Origin of the sequence: Curtobacterium sp. PhB136 (genome assembly GCF_004346855.1) — a bacterium.
Classification (GTDB): domain Bacteria; phylum Actinomycetota; class Actinomycetes; order Actinomycetales; family Microbacteriaceae; genus Curtobacterium.
Window position 1 is genome coordinate 40,229 of the sequence record NZ_SMGH01000012.1, and the last position, 14,406, is coordinate 54,634.

The 14,406-nt window shown below is 68.8% G+C and carries 22 protein-coding genes; 5 read left to right on the plus strand and 17 right to left on the minus strand.

The genetic code is table 11. The features are described from left to right. Positions 1-149: 149 nt before the first annotated feature. On the minus strand, positions 150-956 hold the full coding sequence (locus EDF27_RS19110) for an FCD domain-containing protein (protein ID WP_123704850.1): 807 nt from the start codon (positions 954-956) through the stop codon (positions 150-152). Positions 957-1,096: 140 nt separating this feature from the next. Between EDF27_RS19110 and EDF27_RS19115 the strand changes: the two genes are divergently transcribed. Beyond that, the gene (locus EDF27_RS19115) at positions 1,097-2,173 is read left to right on the plus strand and encodes a Gfo/Idh/MocA family oxidoreductase (RefSeq protein WP_132050606.1); all 1,077 of its coding nucleotides are present in this window, start codon (positions 1,097-1,099) and stop codon (positions 2,171-2,173) included. 46 nt (positions 2,174-2,219) lie between these two features. Here EDF27_RS19115 and EDF27_RS19120 read toward each other — a convergent pair whose 3' ends face one another. After that, on the minus strand, positions 2,220-2,684 hold the full coding sequence (locus EDF27_RS19120) for a helix-turn-helix domain-containing protein (RefSeq protein ID WP_123704864.1): 465 nt from the start codon (positions 2,682-2,684) through the stop codon (positions 2,220-2,222). Between the two features lie 153 nt (positions 2,685-2,837). On the opposite strand from EDF27_RS19120, the gene EDF27_RS19125 reads away from it, so the two are divergent. Further along, positions 2,838-4,052, plus strand: a complete 1,215-nt coding sequence (locus tag EDF27_RS19125) for a competence protein CoiA family protein (protein ID WP_165931583.1) — start codon at positions 2,838-2,840, stop codon at positions 4,050-4,052. Here EDF27_RS19125 and EDF27_RS19130 read toward each other — a convergent pair. The 12 genes from EDF27_RS19130 to EDF27_RS19185 all read right to left on the minus strand — a co-directional run bounded on the left by EDF27_RS19130 (position 4,010) and on the right by EDF27_RS19185 (position 8,772). Beyond that, positions 4,010-4,225: a hypothetical protein gene (locus EDF27_RS19130; protein WP_123704868.1), complete on the minus strand. Its 216-nt coding sequence runs from the start codon at positions 4,223-4,225 to the stop codon at positions 4,010-4,012. The genes EDF27_RS19125 and EDF27_RS19130 overlap by 43 nt on opposite strands. A 19-nt stretch (positions 4,226-4,244) precedes the next feature. Beyond that, positions 4,245-4,481 (minus strand): hypothetical protein, encoded by a 237-nt coding sequence (locus tag EDF27_RS19135; protein WP_123704870.1) that lies wholly within the window; start codon positions 4,479-4,481, stop codon positions 4,245-4,247. After that, on the minus strand, positions 4,478-4,702 hold the full coding sequence (nrdH, locus tag EDF27_RS19140) for a glutaredoxin-like protein NrdH (protein WP_123704872.1): 225 nt from the start codon (positions 4,700-4,702) through the stop codon (positions 4,478-4,480). The genes EDF27_RS19135 and nrdH overlap by 4 nt, the downstream gene beginning before the upstream one ends. Before the next feature lie 16 nt (positions 4,703-4,718). After that, positions 4,719-4,937, minus strand: coding sequence for a hypothetical protein (locus EDF27_RS19145; RefSeq protein ID WP_123704874.1), 219 nt, complete (start codon positions 4,935-4,937; stop codon positions 4,719-4,721). Then, entirely contained in the window at positions 4,934-5,122 is a 189-nt protein-coding gene (locus tag EDF27_RS19150) for a hypothetical protein (protein ID WP_123704876.1), read from the minus strand. Before EDF27_RS19150 ends, EDF27_RS19145 begins: the two co-directional genes overlap by 4 nt. Then, positions 5,119-5,541 (minus strand): hypothetical protein, encoded by a 423-nt coding sequence (locus EDF27_RS19155; protein WP_123704878.1) that lies wholly within the window; start codon positions 5,539-5,541, stop codon positions 5,119-5,121. Before EDF27_RS19155 ends, EDF27_RS19150 begins: the two co-directional genes overlap by 4 nt. A gap of 239 nt (positions 5,542-5,780) precedes the next feature. Continuing rightward, on the minus strand, positions 5,781-6,293 hold the full coding sequence (locus EDF27_RS19160) for a hypothetical protein (RefSeq protein ID WP_123704880.1): 513 nt from the start codon (positions 6,291-6,293) through the stop codon (positions 5,781-5,783). Continuing rightward, entirely contained in the window at positions 6,175-7,116 is a 942-nt protein-coding gene (locus EDF27_RS19165) for a DUF1524 domain-containing protein (RefSeq protein ID WP_311316816.1), read from the minus strand. Before EDF27_RS19165 ends, EDF27_RS19160 begins: the two co-directional genes overlap by 119 nt. After that, positions 7,062-7,484 (minus strand): hypothetical protein, encoded by a 423-nt coding sequence (locus tag EDF27_RS19170; protein WP_132050610.1) that lies wholly within the window; start codon positions 7,482-7,484, stop codon positions 7,062-7,064. The genes EDF27_RS19165 and EDF27_RS19170 overlap by 55 nt, the downstream gene beginning before the upstream one ends. A 5-nt stretch (positions 7,485-7,489) precedes the next feature. Continuing rightward, a complete protein-coding gene (locus EDF27_RS19175; protein ID WP_123704884.1) occupies positions 7,490-7,957 on the minus strand; it encodes a hypothetical protein in 468 nt (155 codons plus the stop codon). Continuing rightward, on the minus strand, positions 7,954-8,334 hold the full coding sequence (locus tag EDF27_RS19180; RefSeq protein ID WP_132050612.1) for a hypothetical protein: 381 nt from the start codon (positions 8,332-8,334) through the stop codon (positions 7,954-7,956). Before EDF27_RS19180 ends, EDF27_RS19175 begins: the two co-directional genes overlap by 4 nt. A gap of 21 nt (positions 8,335-8,355) precedes the next feature. Further along, a complete protein-coding gene (locus EDF27_RS19185; RefSeq protein ID WP_132050614.1) occupies positions 8,356-8,772 on the minus strand; it encodes a hypothetical protein in 417 nt (138 codons plus the stop codon). Between the two features lie 107 nt (positions 8,773-8,879). Here EDF27_RS19185 and EDF27_RS19190 point away from each other — a divergent pair, with 107 nt between their 5' ends. Beyond that, the gene (locus tag EDF27_RS19190) at positions 8,880-9,101 is read left to right on the plus strand and encodes a hypothetical protein (RefSeq protein ID WP_132050616.1); all 222 of its coding nucleotides are present in this window, start codon (positions 8,880-8,882) and stop codon (positions 9,099-9,101) included. 55 nt (positions 9,102-9,156) lie between these two features. Here EDF27_RS19190 and EDF27_RS19195 read toward each other — a convergent pair whose 3' ends face one another. Continuing rightward, on the minus strand, positions 9,157-9,597 hold the full coding sequence (locus EDF27_RS19195) for a hypothetical protein (protein ID WP_132050618.1): 441 nt from the start codon (positions 9,595-9,597) through the stop codon (positions 9,157-9,159). Between the two features lie 6 nt (positions 9,598-9,603). Here EDF27_RS19195 and EDF27_RS19200 point away from each other — a divergent pair, with 6 nt between their 5' ends. Further along, positions 9,604-9,816, plus strand: coding sequence for a hypothetical protein (locus EDF27_RS19200; protein ID WP_132050620.1), 213 nt, complete (start codon positions 9,604-9,606; stop codon positions 9,814-9,816). 135 nt (positions 9,817-9,951) lie between these two features. Continuing rightward, positions 9,952-10,488, plus strand: coding sequence for a hypothetical protein (locus EDF27_RS19205; protein WP_123704892.1), 537 nt, complete (start codon positions 9,952-9,954; stop codon positions 10,486-10,488). Positions 10,489-10,654: 166 nt separating this feature from the next. Here EDF27_RS19205 and EDF27_RS19210 read toward each other — a convergent pair whose 3' ends face one another. Further along, the gene (locus tag EDF27_RS19210; protein WP_123704897.1) at positions 10,655-11,254 is read right to left on the minus strand and encodes a prepilin peptidase; all 600 of its coding nucleotides are present in this window, start codon (positions 11,252-11,254) and stop codon (positions 10,655-10,657) included. After that, entirely contained in the window at positions 11,251-14,310 is a 3,060-nt protein-coding gene (locus EDF27_RS19215) for a LysM peptidoglycan-binding domain-containing protein (RefSeq protein WP_123704899.1), read from the minus strand. Before EDF27_RS19215 ends, EDF27_RS19210 begins: the two co-directional genes overlap by 4 nt. Positions 14,311-14,406: the final 96 nt, after the last annotated feature.

Here is a 14,406-nt window from a genome sequence, read left to right on the forward strand (position 1 = left end):
AGCGGTCGAACCGGTTGGACCAGCATCATGCTTCACGGCGCAGCCGTCAAGGTGCGGTGACGACCGATGGCGCCAGTGCCCAGCAGAAGCGCGCAACGCTTCAGCTCAGACAACGCTCCCAACACGCGCGTGTGACCGCGCCACGACGGTCATCCCCCATTCGCACCGGGCTGAACCTGCCCTACACGCCCGACCTCGAGAAGGTCCCCCAATGTTCGCCTCGAACCAAGGACCTCAGAGAGCTGGCGCTCCGCCACCGCGTCCAATCCCTGATCCAAATCGAGGCCATACCTAGACATAGCAACGTCAAGGTGCTCGCACATGAGCGTTCGCGCGCCCACGCCGTCCCCTGAGCGGATCGCATCCAGTATCTCGGCATGCTGTGGTAGGCCAACTTCCGACACCTCAGCGTCCGACAGGCTACGCAAAATGAGCTCGGCCGTGAAACCACTGATGGCGCGGAACATCGTTTCCAAGACGGGGTTGTGAGAAGCGTGAGCAACGGCCAAGTGGAACTCGAGGTCAGCTCGAACGCGCTCTAGCAGCGGATTCCTAATGCCTAGATTGGTAAGGGCGCGCTGCATCTCGTCAAGATCAGAAGCTGTGCGAGCGGTCGCAGCGAGTGCGGCCGTTTCAGCCTCGAGCATCCTGCGGCCCACAATCACGTCTCGGGCGGTGACCTGTTCGCGGCGAAGGGCGTTTGTCACGGCAGCGGCTGCAGCCGTGGAGTCGGGCTCGCGAACGAACGCTCCGCGCCCACTCCGTACCACGATGAGCCGTCGCTCAGCGAGGACGCGGAGAGCCTCGCGCACGCCTGATCTGCTTACGGAATACTGTTCTGACAGTTTACGTTCCGAGGCGAGCATCGTGCCGGCTGCCAGCGTCCCATTGAGAATCTGACCCTCAAGGATCGTCACGAGCTCCTCGCGAGTCGTGACCCTCTCGCTAATTTCCATGGCCCCATCGTATGGTGGTCCGACCAGTCCTGAGGCCTAAGCTTGAGTCCCTCGGCTCGATTTGATCTTCTGCTGCACGAGTGAAGCTACGATGCCTCAGCCTTCCGGTCGCGGCCGCCGATTCCCGGTCGTAGCCGCCGTTGACACCGTCACGCGTGGGAATAATCGGCGTGGGGACCATCTCAGCCCAGTACTTCGCCGCGTTCGCCGGCATGGACACGGTCCGCGTGGTCGCCGTTGCCGACATCGACGCGGCCCGCGCCGCCACCGTCGCGGCCGAGCACGGAATTCGCGCCCTGACTGTCGACGAGCTCGTCCGCGATCCCGAGGTCGATCTGGTGCTCAACCTCACCATCCCCGCGGCGCATGCCGCGATCGCGCTCGACGCGATCGCGGCGGGCAAGTCGGTGTACGGCGAGAAGCCGCTCGCGACGAACCTCGACGACGCCGCCCGCGTCGTCGGAGCGGCGCGTGCCGCGGGTGTGCGTCTCGGATGCGCACCCGACACGGTTCTCGGCACGGGCCTCCAGGCCGCCAGGCGGGCCATCGACGACGGCCTGATCGGATCGCCGATCGCTGCGACGGCGACCATGGTGACGCCGGGCCACGAGCGATGGCATCCGAACCCCGACTTCTACTACCAGCCCGGCGGTGGTCCCCTGCTCGACATGGGTCCGTACTACGTGTCGGCGCTCGTCACGCTCCTCGGCCCCGTCGCGTCGGTGGTCGGGCTCGCGAGCCACACACGATCCGCCAGGACGATCGGCTCCGGACCCCGTGCGGGCACGGTCGTTCCGGTCGATATCGACACTCACGTGTCGGGCGTGCTGCGGCACGAGTCCGGTGCGCTCTCCACGCTGGTGATGAGCTTCGACGCCGTCGCGACGCATGCATCAAACATCGAGATCCACGGGGACGCGGCGTCACTCGTCGTGCCGGACCCGAATCAGTTCGAGGGCGACGTGCGCCTCCACGTCCTTGGCGGATCGTGGGAGACCCTCGACCCGAGCGCCGGGTACCGGGGTGTCGCGCGTGGCATCGGGGTCGCGGACCTCGTCGCCGCTCCCCCCGGAGTACCGTTCCGCGCGAACGGCGATCTCGCGTACCACGTCCTCGATGTCATGCTCTCGCTCCTCGTTGCCTCCAAATCCGGGTCCGCCGTCGCAATTTGCTCGACGTGCGACCGGCCCTTGCCGGTTCCACTCCAACACGCATAAGAGGCCGAACCGATCTGAGACCCTCGAGCCATCTGGACTCCGCTGCTCAGACCAGCTCGAGGGCGCCGGTGAGCTCATCGACGGAGACCCGGAACACGCGGGCGATCTTCTCCAACTCCGCCGGCTTCCATCGTGTCTGACCACGCAGTCGATACCGCAGCGCCGGCACCTCGAGACCCAGCAGCCCCGCCAGTGCCCGTACGTCGCTCACTGGGGCGTCGGGAGCGTCCATGAGCCCTCTGATGCGGTCGCCAGCTGATCGGCCCGTAGAGACCCGCTCAGAGGCGTCCTGGACGCGGGGCGGGTGTCCGGCGCGTCCGCGGGCACGCTCACGCTTCTGCCGGCAGTACTCGTCGACTTGCTCCTCGAGGAACAGCGGCGAGCGCTCCGTCTCAGGGTTCACGCGTGTGGGGAAGTCGCTGTCGCGGACGGCGTAGGCCCAGACGGTCTCGATCGAGACGTTGAGAGCCTTGGCGATGTCGGCGTAGTTGAGCAGCTTCGTCTTCGTCATGGTCAGGGCTCCTCTCGCTAGGACGAATGTACCTGGGTGGGCCTCGGCGGTGGGTGTGGTGTGCGTGTTGCGCGGGCTTTCGGCTGCTGGACGATGACGGCGGGGTGCAGCAGGATCGCGTGCAGCGGGCGTCGGCCCGATGAGGGAGCTGCTGTGCCGCTTGTTGCCCTGTGGGGTGGGGAACGTGTCGAGTCTTGGGGGCTCGGTGATGAGGCGTGGGCGCAGGTGCGGGCGACGTACCGGGATCGTGGTCTGGTGATGTCGTGCGGTGAGCCGGGCGTCCCGGTGGAGCGGGCCGGGACCCGGTACTTCCGGCACAAGGCAGTCAGCTGTGAGCTGCACGAGGGCGGGCCGGAGTCGCGTGAGCACTTGGCGGCGAAAGCACTGGTGGCGGAGGTCGCCCGGGAGCACGGTTGGGAGGCGATCGTCGAAGCGCCGGCGGCGGATCGTTCGTGGATCGCTGACGTGCTCGTCTCCAAGCCGGGGGTGTCTTCTGTCGCTATCGAGGTGCAGTGGGCCGGCCAGACCCCGGAAGACTTCGCTCGTCGAACGGCTCGGTACGAGGCCGCCGGCGTGGAGTGCGTGTGGCTGGTCGGGCCGAAGAACCGCGATCGGGGCTTGTGGAACATGCGCGGGACAGCGGACGCGCTGCAGATGGACATGCCTGTCGGGCTGGCGCAGGGGCGTGAGTTCGTTGCGATGCGCACTGCGCTCACGCGGTGGTTTCGCAGCGAGATCCGGCTCCGGTACCAAGCGGTAGTCGAGGCGGTCGAGATCGTCACGGCGATGTCGAAGTGCCACAACGAGCGCTGCGGTGCGTGGTTCTCGTTCTGGTGGCTCGGTGAGGTGCAGCTGCAGACCCGATGCGGCCAGGTCGGGACGGTGTCGTTCGGTTCGAGGTACCCGACCTGGGTGCGGGACCGACCGGAGTTGGTCTTCCAGGCGGAGGTGCGGAAGGCGTTCGCTGCAAGCTCGTTGCCGCCTGCGACGGAGTACCGGGCGGCGCATAGCCAGACGACGAACACCGACTACACAGCGCAGCACTGCCCCCGCTGCCGGTGGCATCTGGGCGACGGCTTCATCGTTGCGAAGTACCGCAACTGGTCCTCGTACGCGGTCCCGGTGCCGCTGACGCGGATACCGCTCGATCCGAGGGTGACCGCGGTCGAGCACCTGTGCGTCGACGTCGGGAACGGACGATGCTCGCCGCCGCCGGTCCAGGGGACGGCGTACCCGGCGGAGCGGAACGAGTCCGGCGACGTCGTCTGGTTCAACACCTTCGGCACGGCGTCGGGGCCGATCTACGCTGATCGGCTCCCCCAGGGTCAGCGCGGGTCGTCGAGATCCTTGTCGAGGTCGTCGATGTAGATCTCGCTGTCGTCGTGGGTGAAGACGTGGGTGTGGCGGAGCTCATAGCCGCGGTTGGCCCAGCTGTTGAGATCCTCGAGGCGCTGGGCGAGCTTCCGCGTGCGGGAGTAGTCCGTGCTCAGGGTGTTGTCGTGTGGGACGACGGTCTGGAGGGACTCGTAGCGCTTGGTCACAGCGCCGCTCCTTCGGTGCTCACGCGGCGCAGACGTGCCACTGGTTGCGGGGGAAGTCACGCAGCTCACCGTCGACTTCGAGGGTGATGGCGTTGCGGTTGCGGCGTCGGTACCTGCCGCGGACGAGATCGTGGGACCAGCCGTCGGCTGTGTGCCACCAGCGCACGAGCTCGACCGGCTTGCCGCGCTTGAGGGTGACCGGCTCGAACTCGACGATCGGCTCCACCTCGGGTCGGGTCTCGGCGATGGTGCTCATGCGCTGAGCGCGGCGATCTTGTCGGGGCGGAAGCCGGACCAGTGGTCGTCATCGGTGACGACGACGGGGGCCTGCAGGTAGCCGAGGCTCTTGACGTGCTCGAGCGCACGCTCGTCAGCGGAGACGTCGTGGGTCTCGTATGGGATGCCCTTGCTGTCGAGCGCCCGGTACGTCGCGGTGCACTGGACGCAGGACGGCTTGGTGTAGACGGTGACGGTCATGGGTGGGTCCTTCCAGTCAGGCCGCTGCGAGTGCGTCGAGGCGGCGTCGCCAGCTGGCGATGGTCATGTCGAGCACGGCGGCGTGTGCGAGGCCGGTCTCGGTGGCGGTGTCGGTGGTCTCGAGGTCGTGCTCGTAGTTGCTGATCGTGCGAGTCAGGTAGGCGCGGGCGCGCTCCCGCTGCGCGGGGGTGATCGGGGCGGTGCGTGACTCGGCGGTGGTGGTGTGCGTGGTCACTGGAGGACTCCTTCCTCGGTGAGGGTGAACAGGGGCGGTTCCACGTCGGCCGGCTTGCCGGTTTCGAGGTCGAACCAGCCGTAGCTGCAGCAGGTGGTGCAGGCGACGGCTGCGGGTTCGTCGGTAGCGAGCTCGTCGTCGAGGTAGCCGGTTCCGGCGCAGGAGGGGCAGCGGACGTACTTCACCGGGCTGCCTCCGCGGTGTGCAGGGCGCGGGCGCGCATGACGCCGACGCGGGTCGCGTTCTGCTCGCGCCAACGTGCCCAGGAGTCGTCGGTGAGGATGTGTGCCTCCCACTCGAGCAGGTCGAGCTTGGGCTGCACCGGAGCGTGTTCGCTGGTGCGCGTCCTGTGTTCGGGGCAGAAGTAGAGCCCGCAGCCGTCGCGTTCCTGCCAGACCTCCTCGGCGTCGGGTTCGTCGGCGTAACGGTCGTAGGAGATCTCCTGGCCGTCGAGCATCAGGACGTAGTCGCCGTGGTCCTCGCACTTGTACGCAAGGCCACGGTCGATCCGGGTGTCGCAGCCGTCCCAGTCGCACTCGGCGGGGACGGCGTACCCCGCCCAGCGCCAGCTGTGGTCAGGGTCTTCATAGACCTGGTACCCCATGTCGGTCCTTCCGTTCGTCGGTGTGAGACGGCTTGCTTCCTCTACTGGTTAGAGGTGCCTTTACTGGTTAGAGGTGCCTTTACTGGTTAGAGGTGCCTTCCGTCGCGGCCACCGGGACAAATCCGTCCGCCGCGCTCACGCTGCGATCGCGTAGGTGGACGCGGCGCCGGCGACGTAGCGCCGCAGGCGCACGCTCGGGAGCGCGAGTATCAGCGCGGCTCGGATCTGACGGCCGTGCATCACGCGTTGCTCCTGGGGTCCCGGAAGATGCGGGCCGTGTTCCGGACCCTGCTGCTGACGCGGTGCCCAACCGCCGGGTCAGTGGCGATCGCCAGGACGTGCACGGCTGCAGCGCGGCCGATCTGCACGAGCTCGTCGAGCCGCTCGAGGAGGAGCTGCCGTCCGGGCTCGGGAAGGGCCGGCGGGGTACTCAGCAGTGGTCCGAGGTCGATGACGACATACAGGCGCCGGGCCTGCACGGACGTGAGGGCGGTCGAGTAGCGGCGTGCGACTTCCCCAAGGGTTCGCTCGAGCAGCTCGTCCCAGTCGGCGGGGTCGGGGGTGGTGGTGATGCGGGGGCCTGTGAGACGGGCGGAGAGGTCGGCGAGTACGACGATGTCGGCGCCCGGTGCGTTAGCGAAGCACCAGCCCACGGCTTCGCTGCCGGCGGCGGCGCCGAGGATCAGTGCGTGCCCGTCCCGCTCGGGGATGAAGTCGCCGAGGCCTGCTGGGTCTGAGGGTGTCCGGGTCATGGCTGGTCCGTTCACTTGCAGGTGTCGAGGGTGCGGTTGACGGCGGCACGGTCAGCCGAGTCGAGGGTGAGGTCGTAGCGGTGCACGACGTAGGTGAACCGGGTGACGTACGTGCACGCGTAGGACGCTGCAGGCGGGAGCCAGGTCGCCGGGCCCTGGTCGGACTTGGACTCGTTGCTCGGACCGTCGACGGCGTGAGGTTGTTGAGGTCGGTGGCGAGCTGCTCGCGCCGCTGCTCAGTCCACGTCGATGCTTCGTGCTGGTAGGCCCAGGACAGCGGCACCATGTGGTCGATCTGCACTGCGGTGCTCGTCGTTGAGCCGTGAGTGAAGGAGATCTCCTGGCCGGTGTACGGGTCGGCGAGGGTGCCGGTGAGGACGACGCAGTCGTGCGTCCCGGGCTTGTAGGTGACGGCGGTGAGGTCGCGGGCGAGAACGTCGTTGCGTTGGTCGCAGCCGTTGTGGTCGGTATCTGCCCACGCCGGGCCGAAGGAGTCGCGGTCATACGTCGTCGTAGGTGCCGCGGCCGTGGCCGGGATCTCGGCGAGGAGCTTGCGGACGGCGGGGGCGTTGATGCTGTCGCCGTCGACGAGGCCGGCGTCATGGAGCTGGTTGGTCACGGAGGGGGCGCCCCTGATGGACAGGCTGCCCACGGCATGGGTGCCGCCGCCCGGGTGGAGCGCACCGGTGACCACTTGGGCGACGATGACCAGGCCAGCGGACACGGTGCCGACGATGAGACCGGTGCGGAGTTGCGCACGGCGGCGGCTCACGCGTGGGCTCCAGCGCGCTCGGCGGTGGCCCAGGCGGCGACGTCGCCCCACTGCGGTCGGCGTACCGGGCAGTGAATGTCGGAGTTGTGCAGAGCTGCCGCGCGCTCGGCGGCCTCGTACGTGGTGGCGTCCTCACGGGCGGGGTTCCACTTGCAGGAGGTGCAACGGGCGATCCACTGGCTGCCGATCGGTACGACGGTGCCAATCGGGGTGGTGTCGACGAGCTGGCCGTACTCGAGCACGTTGTCGTCGGCAAACTCCGCTGGCGTGGGCTGCGCCAGGTCCGGGTAACGGTTCGCGGGAGCGTCCTCGAGCAGGGTCGCATACGCCTCGGCGAACTGGTCGGCGAGGGCAGTGTCGGCGCCGTGGCTGGTGGCCCAGAAGATCGCGCGGCGGTAGTGGGAGACGAAGTTGGTCATGGCGTTCACGCGGTCCTCTGCTGCTTGGCGGGGCGCCCGGTCACGTTCTTCGGCAGGCCGAGCTTGGTGTTGCGGAGCCGGAACGCCGTGTGTTCGCTGCAGCGCAGCTCCGCGGCGATCTCGACGTCGTTCAGGCCGTCGCGGTGGAGGCGTCGCACGTCGTCGTCGGTGACGGTGCGGAGTGCGACCACGGGCGTCGGGGCTTCCGCTGCAGCCGGCTCGTCGTCCGGCATCGGCGGTGCGGGGATCTGGACCGGTGCCGGCGGCGCCGGGCGGACCGGGGCCGGGGTGGCTCCGTCGATGGCCGCGGCGCCGGCGACGTTGAGGATGTGCACGGCGGTGGCCCGCAGGAGCGCGGCGATCGTGGTGCCGTTCGCCGTGGCGTAGGCGTCGAGCGCCATCCAGTGGGTGCGCGGGAGATCGGTGTGCACGGGAATGTCGAAGCCGAAATCCACGTCGTCGGGGCGGTTCATGCGATGGCCTCCAGTCGATTCCGGGGCTGCCGGTGGGTCTTGCTGCGGTGAGCGCTGTCGAGCTGCTCGAAGTGGGCGGCGGTGTCCTCGATGGACAGGCCAAAGATCTTCGCGATCTGCTCCGTCGTGTAGCCGGAGAGGCGGTGGGCGAGCATCTGCATCGAGTCGCCGCCGGTGAGGCTGTCGAGGGTGCGGTGCACGACGGGCGCGAGCGGGGTTCGCCGGGGCGTGTGGATCGCTTTGTCGACGAGGGTCTCGACGAGGGTGCTCGGCGCGACCGGCTCGGGGCGCATGCGCCCCATCACGGTCAGCTGCACGAGCGTCGCGGCGGGCACGTGAATCACGAGCGGCACCAGGTCGGTGGGTTCGATCTGCATGGTGGCTCCCTTCGTGCGTCTCTACCTGTTAGAGGTGCCGTGATCAGCCCGGACCGGGACAAAATCGTCGGCCGTGGGGTCGGAGAGGGAGTCAGGGTCGAAGCGGAGCACCCACACGACCCGGATGAGCTCGTGCATCGAGAGCGAGTGCCCTTGGGTGAGCAGGACCGCGGCGACGGCCTCGCCGGTGGCAGGGGCGTCCGGGACCGTTTCCCGGACGCGGCGAGCCCACTCGATGGGGCCGGCCATCGCGATGACGAAGTCGGGGTGCGCCGAGGTGGTGCGGGTCTGACCGTCGCGGTAACGGATCTCGAGGCGGGGCCACAGCTCGGCCGGCGTCACCGTGACGACCACGCCGCTGTAGTCGAGCACGGTCGCACCACGCTCGTTCATATACATGCCGGCTACGCGTTGACCGGGTTCGAATGCTGTCCTCATGTCAACCAGGTTACGTAACCAGGTTGTGTCTGTCAACCATGTTCAGTAACCGGGTTGAGTTTGGCGTGTCACCGGGTTGGGTAACTGGGTGGACCTAGAGTGTTGGCATGACCCCTCAGGACGACGCCCGCGATCAACTCAAGGACATCGCCAACGACATCGAGCGGCTCCGGCAAGAGCTCGACGCCGCGATCTCGCGGCGCTATGACGCAGTCGAGGCCGCTCGAGCGGCGGGCATCACCTGGCGCGAAGCGGCGACGATCCTCAAGATGACGGAGACCGGGCTGATGAAGACTCAGGCCGCAACCCGAGGACGAACGAAGGACTGACCTACACCGCGGTGTCCGCGTCGTCGCGCTCCGTACCGGCCGCCTCGGAACGTCTCTACCGATCACGCCCCGCGCGAGTGACAGCCCCACGCCAGACCCACACCCGGTACCGCGACCCGTCGCGGCGAGTCACCTCGACCTGCACAGCGCGATCGGTGAAAGCAACCACCACGGCACGTTCCTGAACCCGCGTCTCGACGAACCGGAGCCACACGTCGACCGTGTCGCCGCCGTCGACCTCGACCACGGGTGCCGCTCCGATCTCCTCCGGGGACAGCGAGACGGGCGAGGCACGGGTCAGGAACTCGTTGATCGCAGCACGCGACACATCCGTGCCGTATCGACGGTTCTTACCCATGCCCGTCATGATCCCACGTAATCGAACATGCGTTCGAACGAGCGGCAGACTGGGCGCATGACTGACGCGTTCCTCGACCGCGACCGTCCGGCTGCCGGCGGGGATGGTCGGCGGTATGTCTGGCACCCGCCCGATCACCCCGACGTGACCCTCTACACGCCCGAGCAGGCTCCGGAAGCGGACCGAGCAGATGCAACAGCGTTCGAGAAGCCGATGCCGGTGTGGGTCGAACTCGAGTACGTCGAGATCGGGCACCTCAAGACGCACGGCTTCGCGGTTGCAGCTTCGGAGCGAGCCGTGCTCGTCGATACCACCTGGCAGGGACGGCTGCAGAAGGTGTGGGTGCTCCGCTCGTGAGACATCGGCAGCTCCGACCGCGCGGTCGCGTCGACGCCGAGCTTGACCAGATCGGTCGCGACGTCGGCGGGCAGCGATCACGCTGACTTTTCCCTGACGGCGAGTGCTCGGTACACGAGCTGGCACGATGCCGGGATGGATCTCGGTGCGCTCAACGCCCTGGAGCCGGCCGACCAGCGAACGTTCCTCCTCGGTCGGCTCGTGGCCGAGACGACGAGCATGGATGCGGCGCTGCGGTTCCTCCACGCCGCGCTGGACGGACAGACCGACGTCCACGCGTTCCGGGACGCCCCCGACGTCTTCCAGCAGAACGCCACGAAGTGCGCTCGGAAGGTCGCGACGACTGATCGACTGACCGACGAGGAACGTCCGAAGATCCTGGCAACGCTCGACGCCGCCCGTGCCGTATACGAGCGGCGCAACCGGTTCGTGCACGACCTGCTCCGGGACGACTTCTTGTCGAAGGAGTGGGAGCTCATGCGTCTGAACCGGAAGGGCGAGGAGTTCACGACGACGAACGCCGATGCCATGATCGCGCTGGCCTGCGAGCTGATCGGCGTGACGTACCGGCTCCGCGGTGCCGCAATCTACGTGCTGCAGGGAGGGTGGGCTGTGTGGGCGTTCGGGACGGTGGAGGGGCAGTGGGACGGCACCGCAGACGCGAGTCGGTGAGCGGCGGGGTTGACACCCTCACAGCTGCCGACCCCGCCGTCTCGGACCCCTGCCGCGGTTGACGGTGGACCCCTGGCCCAGGAGCTCGCTCAAACCGGGTTGACGAGACCCCAGTTCGGTGACCCTCGGAGCCGCTAGACCCCGGCGCGACGCAGCGTCGGGCCGGTCACTGCAGGGCGCCGGCGGCCTGCTGCAGCGCGATCGTCGTGACCAGGATGGCGACCGCGGCGATCGCGATTGCGGGGCCGTGTGCTCGAGGCCGCTTGCCGCGGCCGGCAGCGGCCAGGACCGCCCGCCAGAGTCCCCCGAGGAGCATGGCGATCGGGATCAGGTAGAGGGCCAGTGGGCCGGCGTAGATCGCGACGGTGATGCTCAGCGCGGCGGCAAACTTCGCGTCGCCCAGCCCGAACATGCCGGCGAGGCCGAGGGCGATGTAGAACGCAGCGACGATGCTGGCGACGATGACCGGCCAGAACACGCGCCAGGGGTCCACGGTGGCGTAGGCGATGGCGAAGGCCTGGGCTGCGCCGGCCGCGGCGATCGGGGCGACCCACCGGTTGGGCAGCTTTCGGACGCGCAGGTCGATCGCGACGGGCGCGATCGCGGCGGCGGTGATCAGGGCGGTGAGGACCCACGCGTAGGCCGCCGTGCCGACGACCGCGTGCAGCGCGATCGCGAGCAGCGCGCTGCCGCCCGCTGCCGCGATGCTCGCGGCGAGCGTGGTGGAGATCCGGAGACGTTGGGCGTCCGGGGCCACGTCAGTCATTGGGTTGCGGCGTCGACGAGCTCGGCGGTCTCTTCGTCGAGTTCGTAGTCCGGGTCCCCGCCGCCGACGCGGGCGTACATCTCGTCGACGATGCGGTTGATCTCGTCGACGTCGCGGTCCTGCATCGCGGCGCGCAGCTCGGTGCGCCAGCCAGCCTCGTTGAGCGGTTCGACGGCCTTGGCGATGCCGGCGGCGTAGCGGGCCTGGTTGACGTCGCGGATCTCGAGCGCGCGGCGGGCGAGCTCGTCTGCGGCGTCCATGACCGCGGCGATCATCTCCTCCTGCAGGACGGAGATCCACGCCCACCATCCGCGGCGGGTGCTGATGCCGGCGAACGGTGTCCCGCGGACGAGCTTGATCGCGGTGACGAGGTTCTCGTTGCTGGTGCGGGCGAGGTCGTCCCCGATGAGCCGGCGGAAGTCGTGCCAGTCGGTCCCGATGGCGGGGTGGAGCTGGTAGCCCTCCTGGTTCTTGTTCTCGGGGAACAAGGGGGTGCCGTCGGGGTCGGCACCCAGTGCCTGGCGGACGAGGCGGACGAGCTTGCGCTGGCTGTCCTTCGCGTTGACGGTGTCCGGCCAGAACGCCTGCTGCAGCATCGTCCCGTTCACGGGGGCGGACAGGCTGAGGTAGGTCAGCAGCTCGGCTCCGCGGCCGGGCAGCCGGTCCGGGTCGGCCAGGTGCAGCACGTCGACGGGGCCGAGCATCCGCACGTAGGGGGCGGGCCAGTCCGGCGCGGTGGCGGTTTCGGTCGCCGTTGGGACATCCGGAGCCGCGTTCGGGACATCGGTCGGGGCCGCTGCGACATCGGCGGCCATGTCTGCGACAACGGCGGGCTGCACGGGAGCGGTGTCTCCGTCATCGGATGCCGTAGCCGGCTGATCCTCCCCTGCGGACGCCTTCACGTCGCTGTCTGTGACGCTCTCCGGGCTCAGGGCGGACGGGACGACCGAGACTTCGGCCTGCTGCGCTTCGTCCGTGAGAGCGTCGTCTGCGGCCTGTGCGGCGTCGACAGTGACGATCGGGGCGGTGACGGGTGCTGCAACGCTGTCCTGCTCGGTCGTGGCGAACAGCTCCTGCACGAGCTCAAGTTCACGCCCCTGGAGTACCTGGGGCGTGAAGGGCAGCGGCGGCATGACGTCGCCGGGTGAGACGAGCTCTGCGCTCGTCGCTGACGAGATCCGCACGATCGAGCCGGTGCCGAGCGTCTCGCCGTTGGCGATGGTGGCGATGCCGAGACGCGGGACGCGTTCGACGAGTTCCTGCAGCTCGCGCTGCACGGCTTCGTCGGGGAGCTGGCCGAGGATGACGACGTGCGGCGCCCAGGACTCGGCATCGGTGGCTCGGGTGCGGGCGCTGTGGACCCCGTCGACGCCGTAGCTGTCGAAGGAGGCCTCGCGGCCGGCGAGGCTGGTGCGGAGGTTCCGGACCAGGGCCGCCGTGTCGTCGACGTGTTGGACACGGAACCGGTCGAGATCTTGGGCGAGGCCGCGCGGCATACCCACGAGGGTGACCTCGATCTGTTCGGACCACGGGTTCTCGGCAAGCTCGACGGCGATCGCGTTGAGGACGCCGCGGGCGGTGTCTTCGTCGCCGACGACGTTGAGGGAGCCGATCTGCTCGAGGTCGAGCATGAGTACTCCGCCATGGTCATCGACGCCGATCGTCGCGAGCGCGGGGTACGGGGAGACGGACTCTCGCGCGGGCGTGGTCGCCGTGCTGGGGAGGACGACCCATGCGGTGCGGTCGGCAGAGGCGGCCACGAACGGTGACGGTAGGTCGGCGGGCTCGCTGAGGTAGAGCGCGATCTCCTGGTCTTCGAGGCGGAGGGCGAACAGCTCCGGCAGAACGGCGCCGGTGTCCTCGGCCCAGATCTGCAGGCTGCGGAGTGCGTTGTCGATGTCCTGCAGGCCGAGAGGGTTCTCGATCATCCGCAGCTCGAGCTCGAGGTTCGCGGCGTCCGGCTCGGGCATCGCGATCCGGGTACCAGGACGGCGCTTGCGGCGCTGCTTGAGGCGCCGCGCCGCCAGCGCACTGAGGAGGCCCGCGGCGAGGACGCTGGCGATGCCGCCGGTGGTCGCGAGGGGGATGTTGATGTCGTCGTCGTTGTCGACCGAGGCGTTGTTTGCGTGCTGCGCGCCCGCGGCGCCGGTGTTGCTGTTCGCGGTCGGTGCGGCGGTGGACGACGCGCTCGGCGTGGCTGTGGGCGTCGCAGAGGCAGAGGCAGAAGCGGTCGGTGTTGCCGACGCAGAAGGGCTCGGCGCGGCCGGTACGCCGGCGTCAGCTCCGGCGTTGCTCGAGGACGCGCTCGAGGACGGTGACGGAGCTGGGGCGGCGGGCTTCGGTGCGGGGGCCGGCGTCTGGGTGACCGCGACGTTGGGGACAGTGAGGTTCCACCCGGGCCGGAGCAGGTTCGGGTTGGTCAGGTGCTGCCCGTCCGGCTGCACCGTGGCGGTGGAGGCGTTGAAGATGTCGAGATCCCGGGTGCCGTCGCCGTAGTACTGCTCGGCGATGCTCCAGAGGTTGTCGCCGGGCACCACCGTGTGGTGCACCGTCTTGGTCGTCACGCTGGGAGCAGCGGGCGCAGGGGTCTCAACTGCAGGAGGGGCGCGCGGAGCGGCCGGAGCAGCGGCGGAGGTCTCGGCCGGCTGAGAGGTGACCGTCGTGACGGGAGCAGGGGCGGCGTTGGCGGGCTGGGCAGTGCCGATCATCGTGCCGCCAGCGAACATGACGAGCACGGCGGCGATCAGGGCCGCGGCGACGTGCTGCTGACCGCGGAAGATGGGGAGACGCTTCTTGGTCGGGCGTCCGGTGATCGTCGCGGCGAGCTCGATGAGGAACGGGACGGCGAAGAGCACCCAGGCGACCCAGCCGGCGCAGGGCAGCAGCTTGGTCAGGAGGATCGTGTTGCCGTAGTCCGGGGTGAGCGTGATGACGCTCTGCAGCTGAGCTCCGGTGGGGAGCGGGTTGCCCGCGGCGATGATGAGCACGATCGGGACGCCCACGAGGACGGCGACGATCGCGATGAGAGCGCCGAAACCGGTGATGAACCTACGCATGGTGCTGCCTTTCTGTCCCCCGTGCGGGTGGCATCAGTGTAGGAAGACGGCCGCCCGACACACCGGAGCCGCCTCGGAACAGGCCGCTGGAGCGGC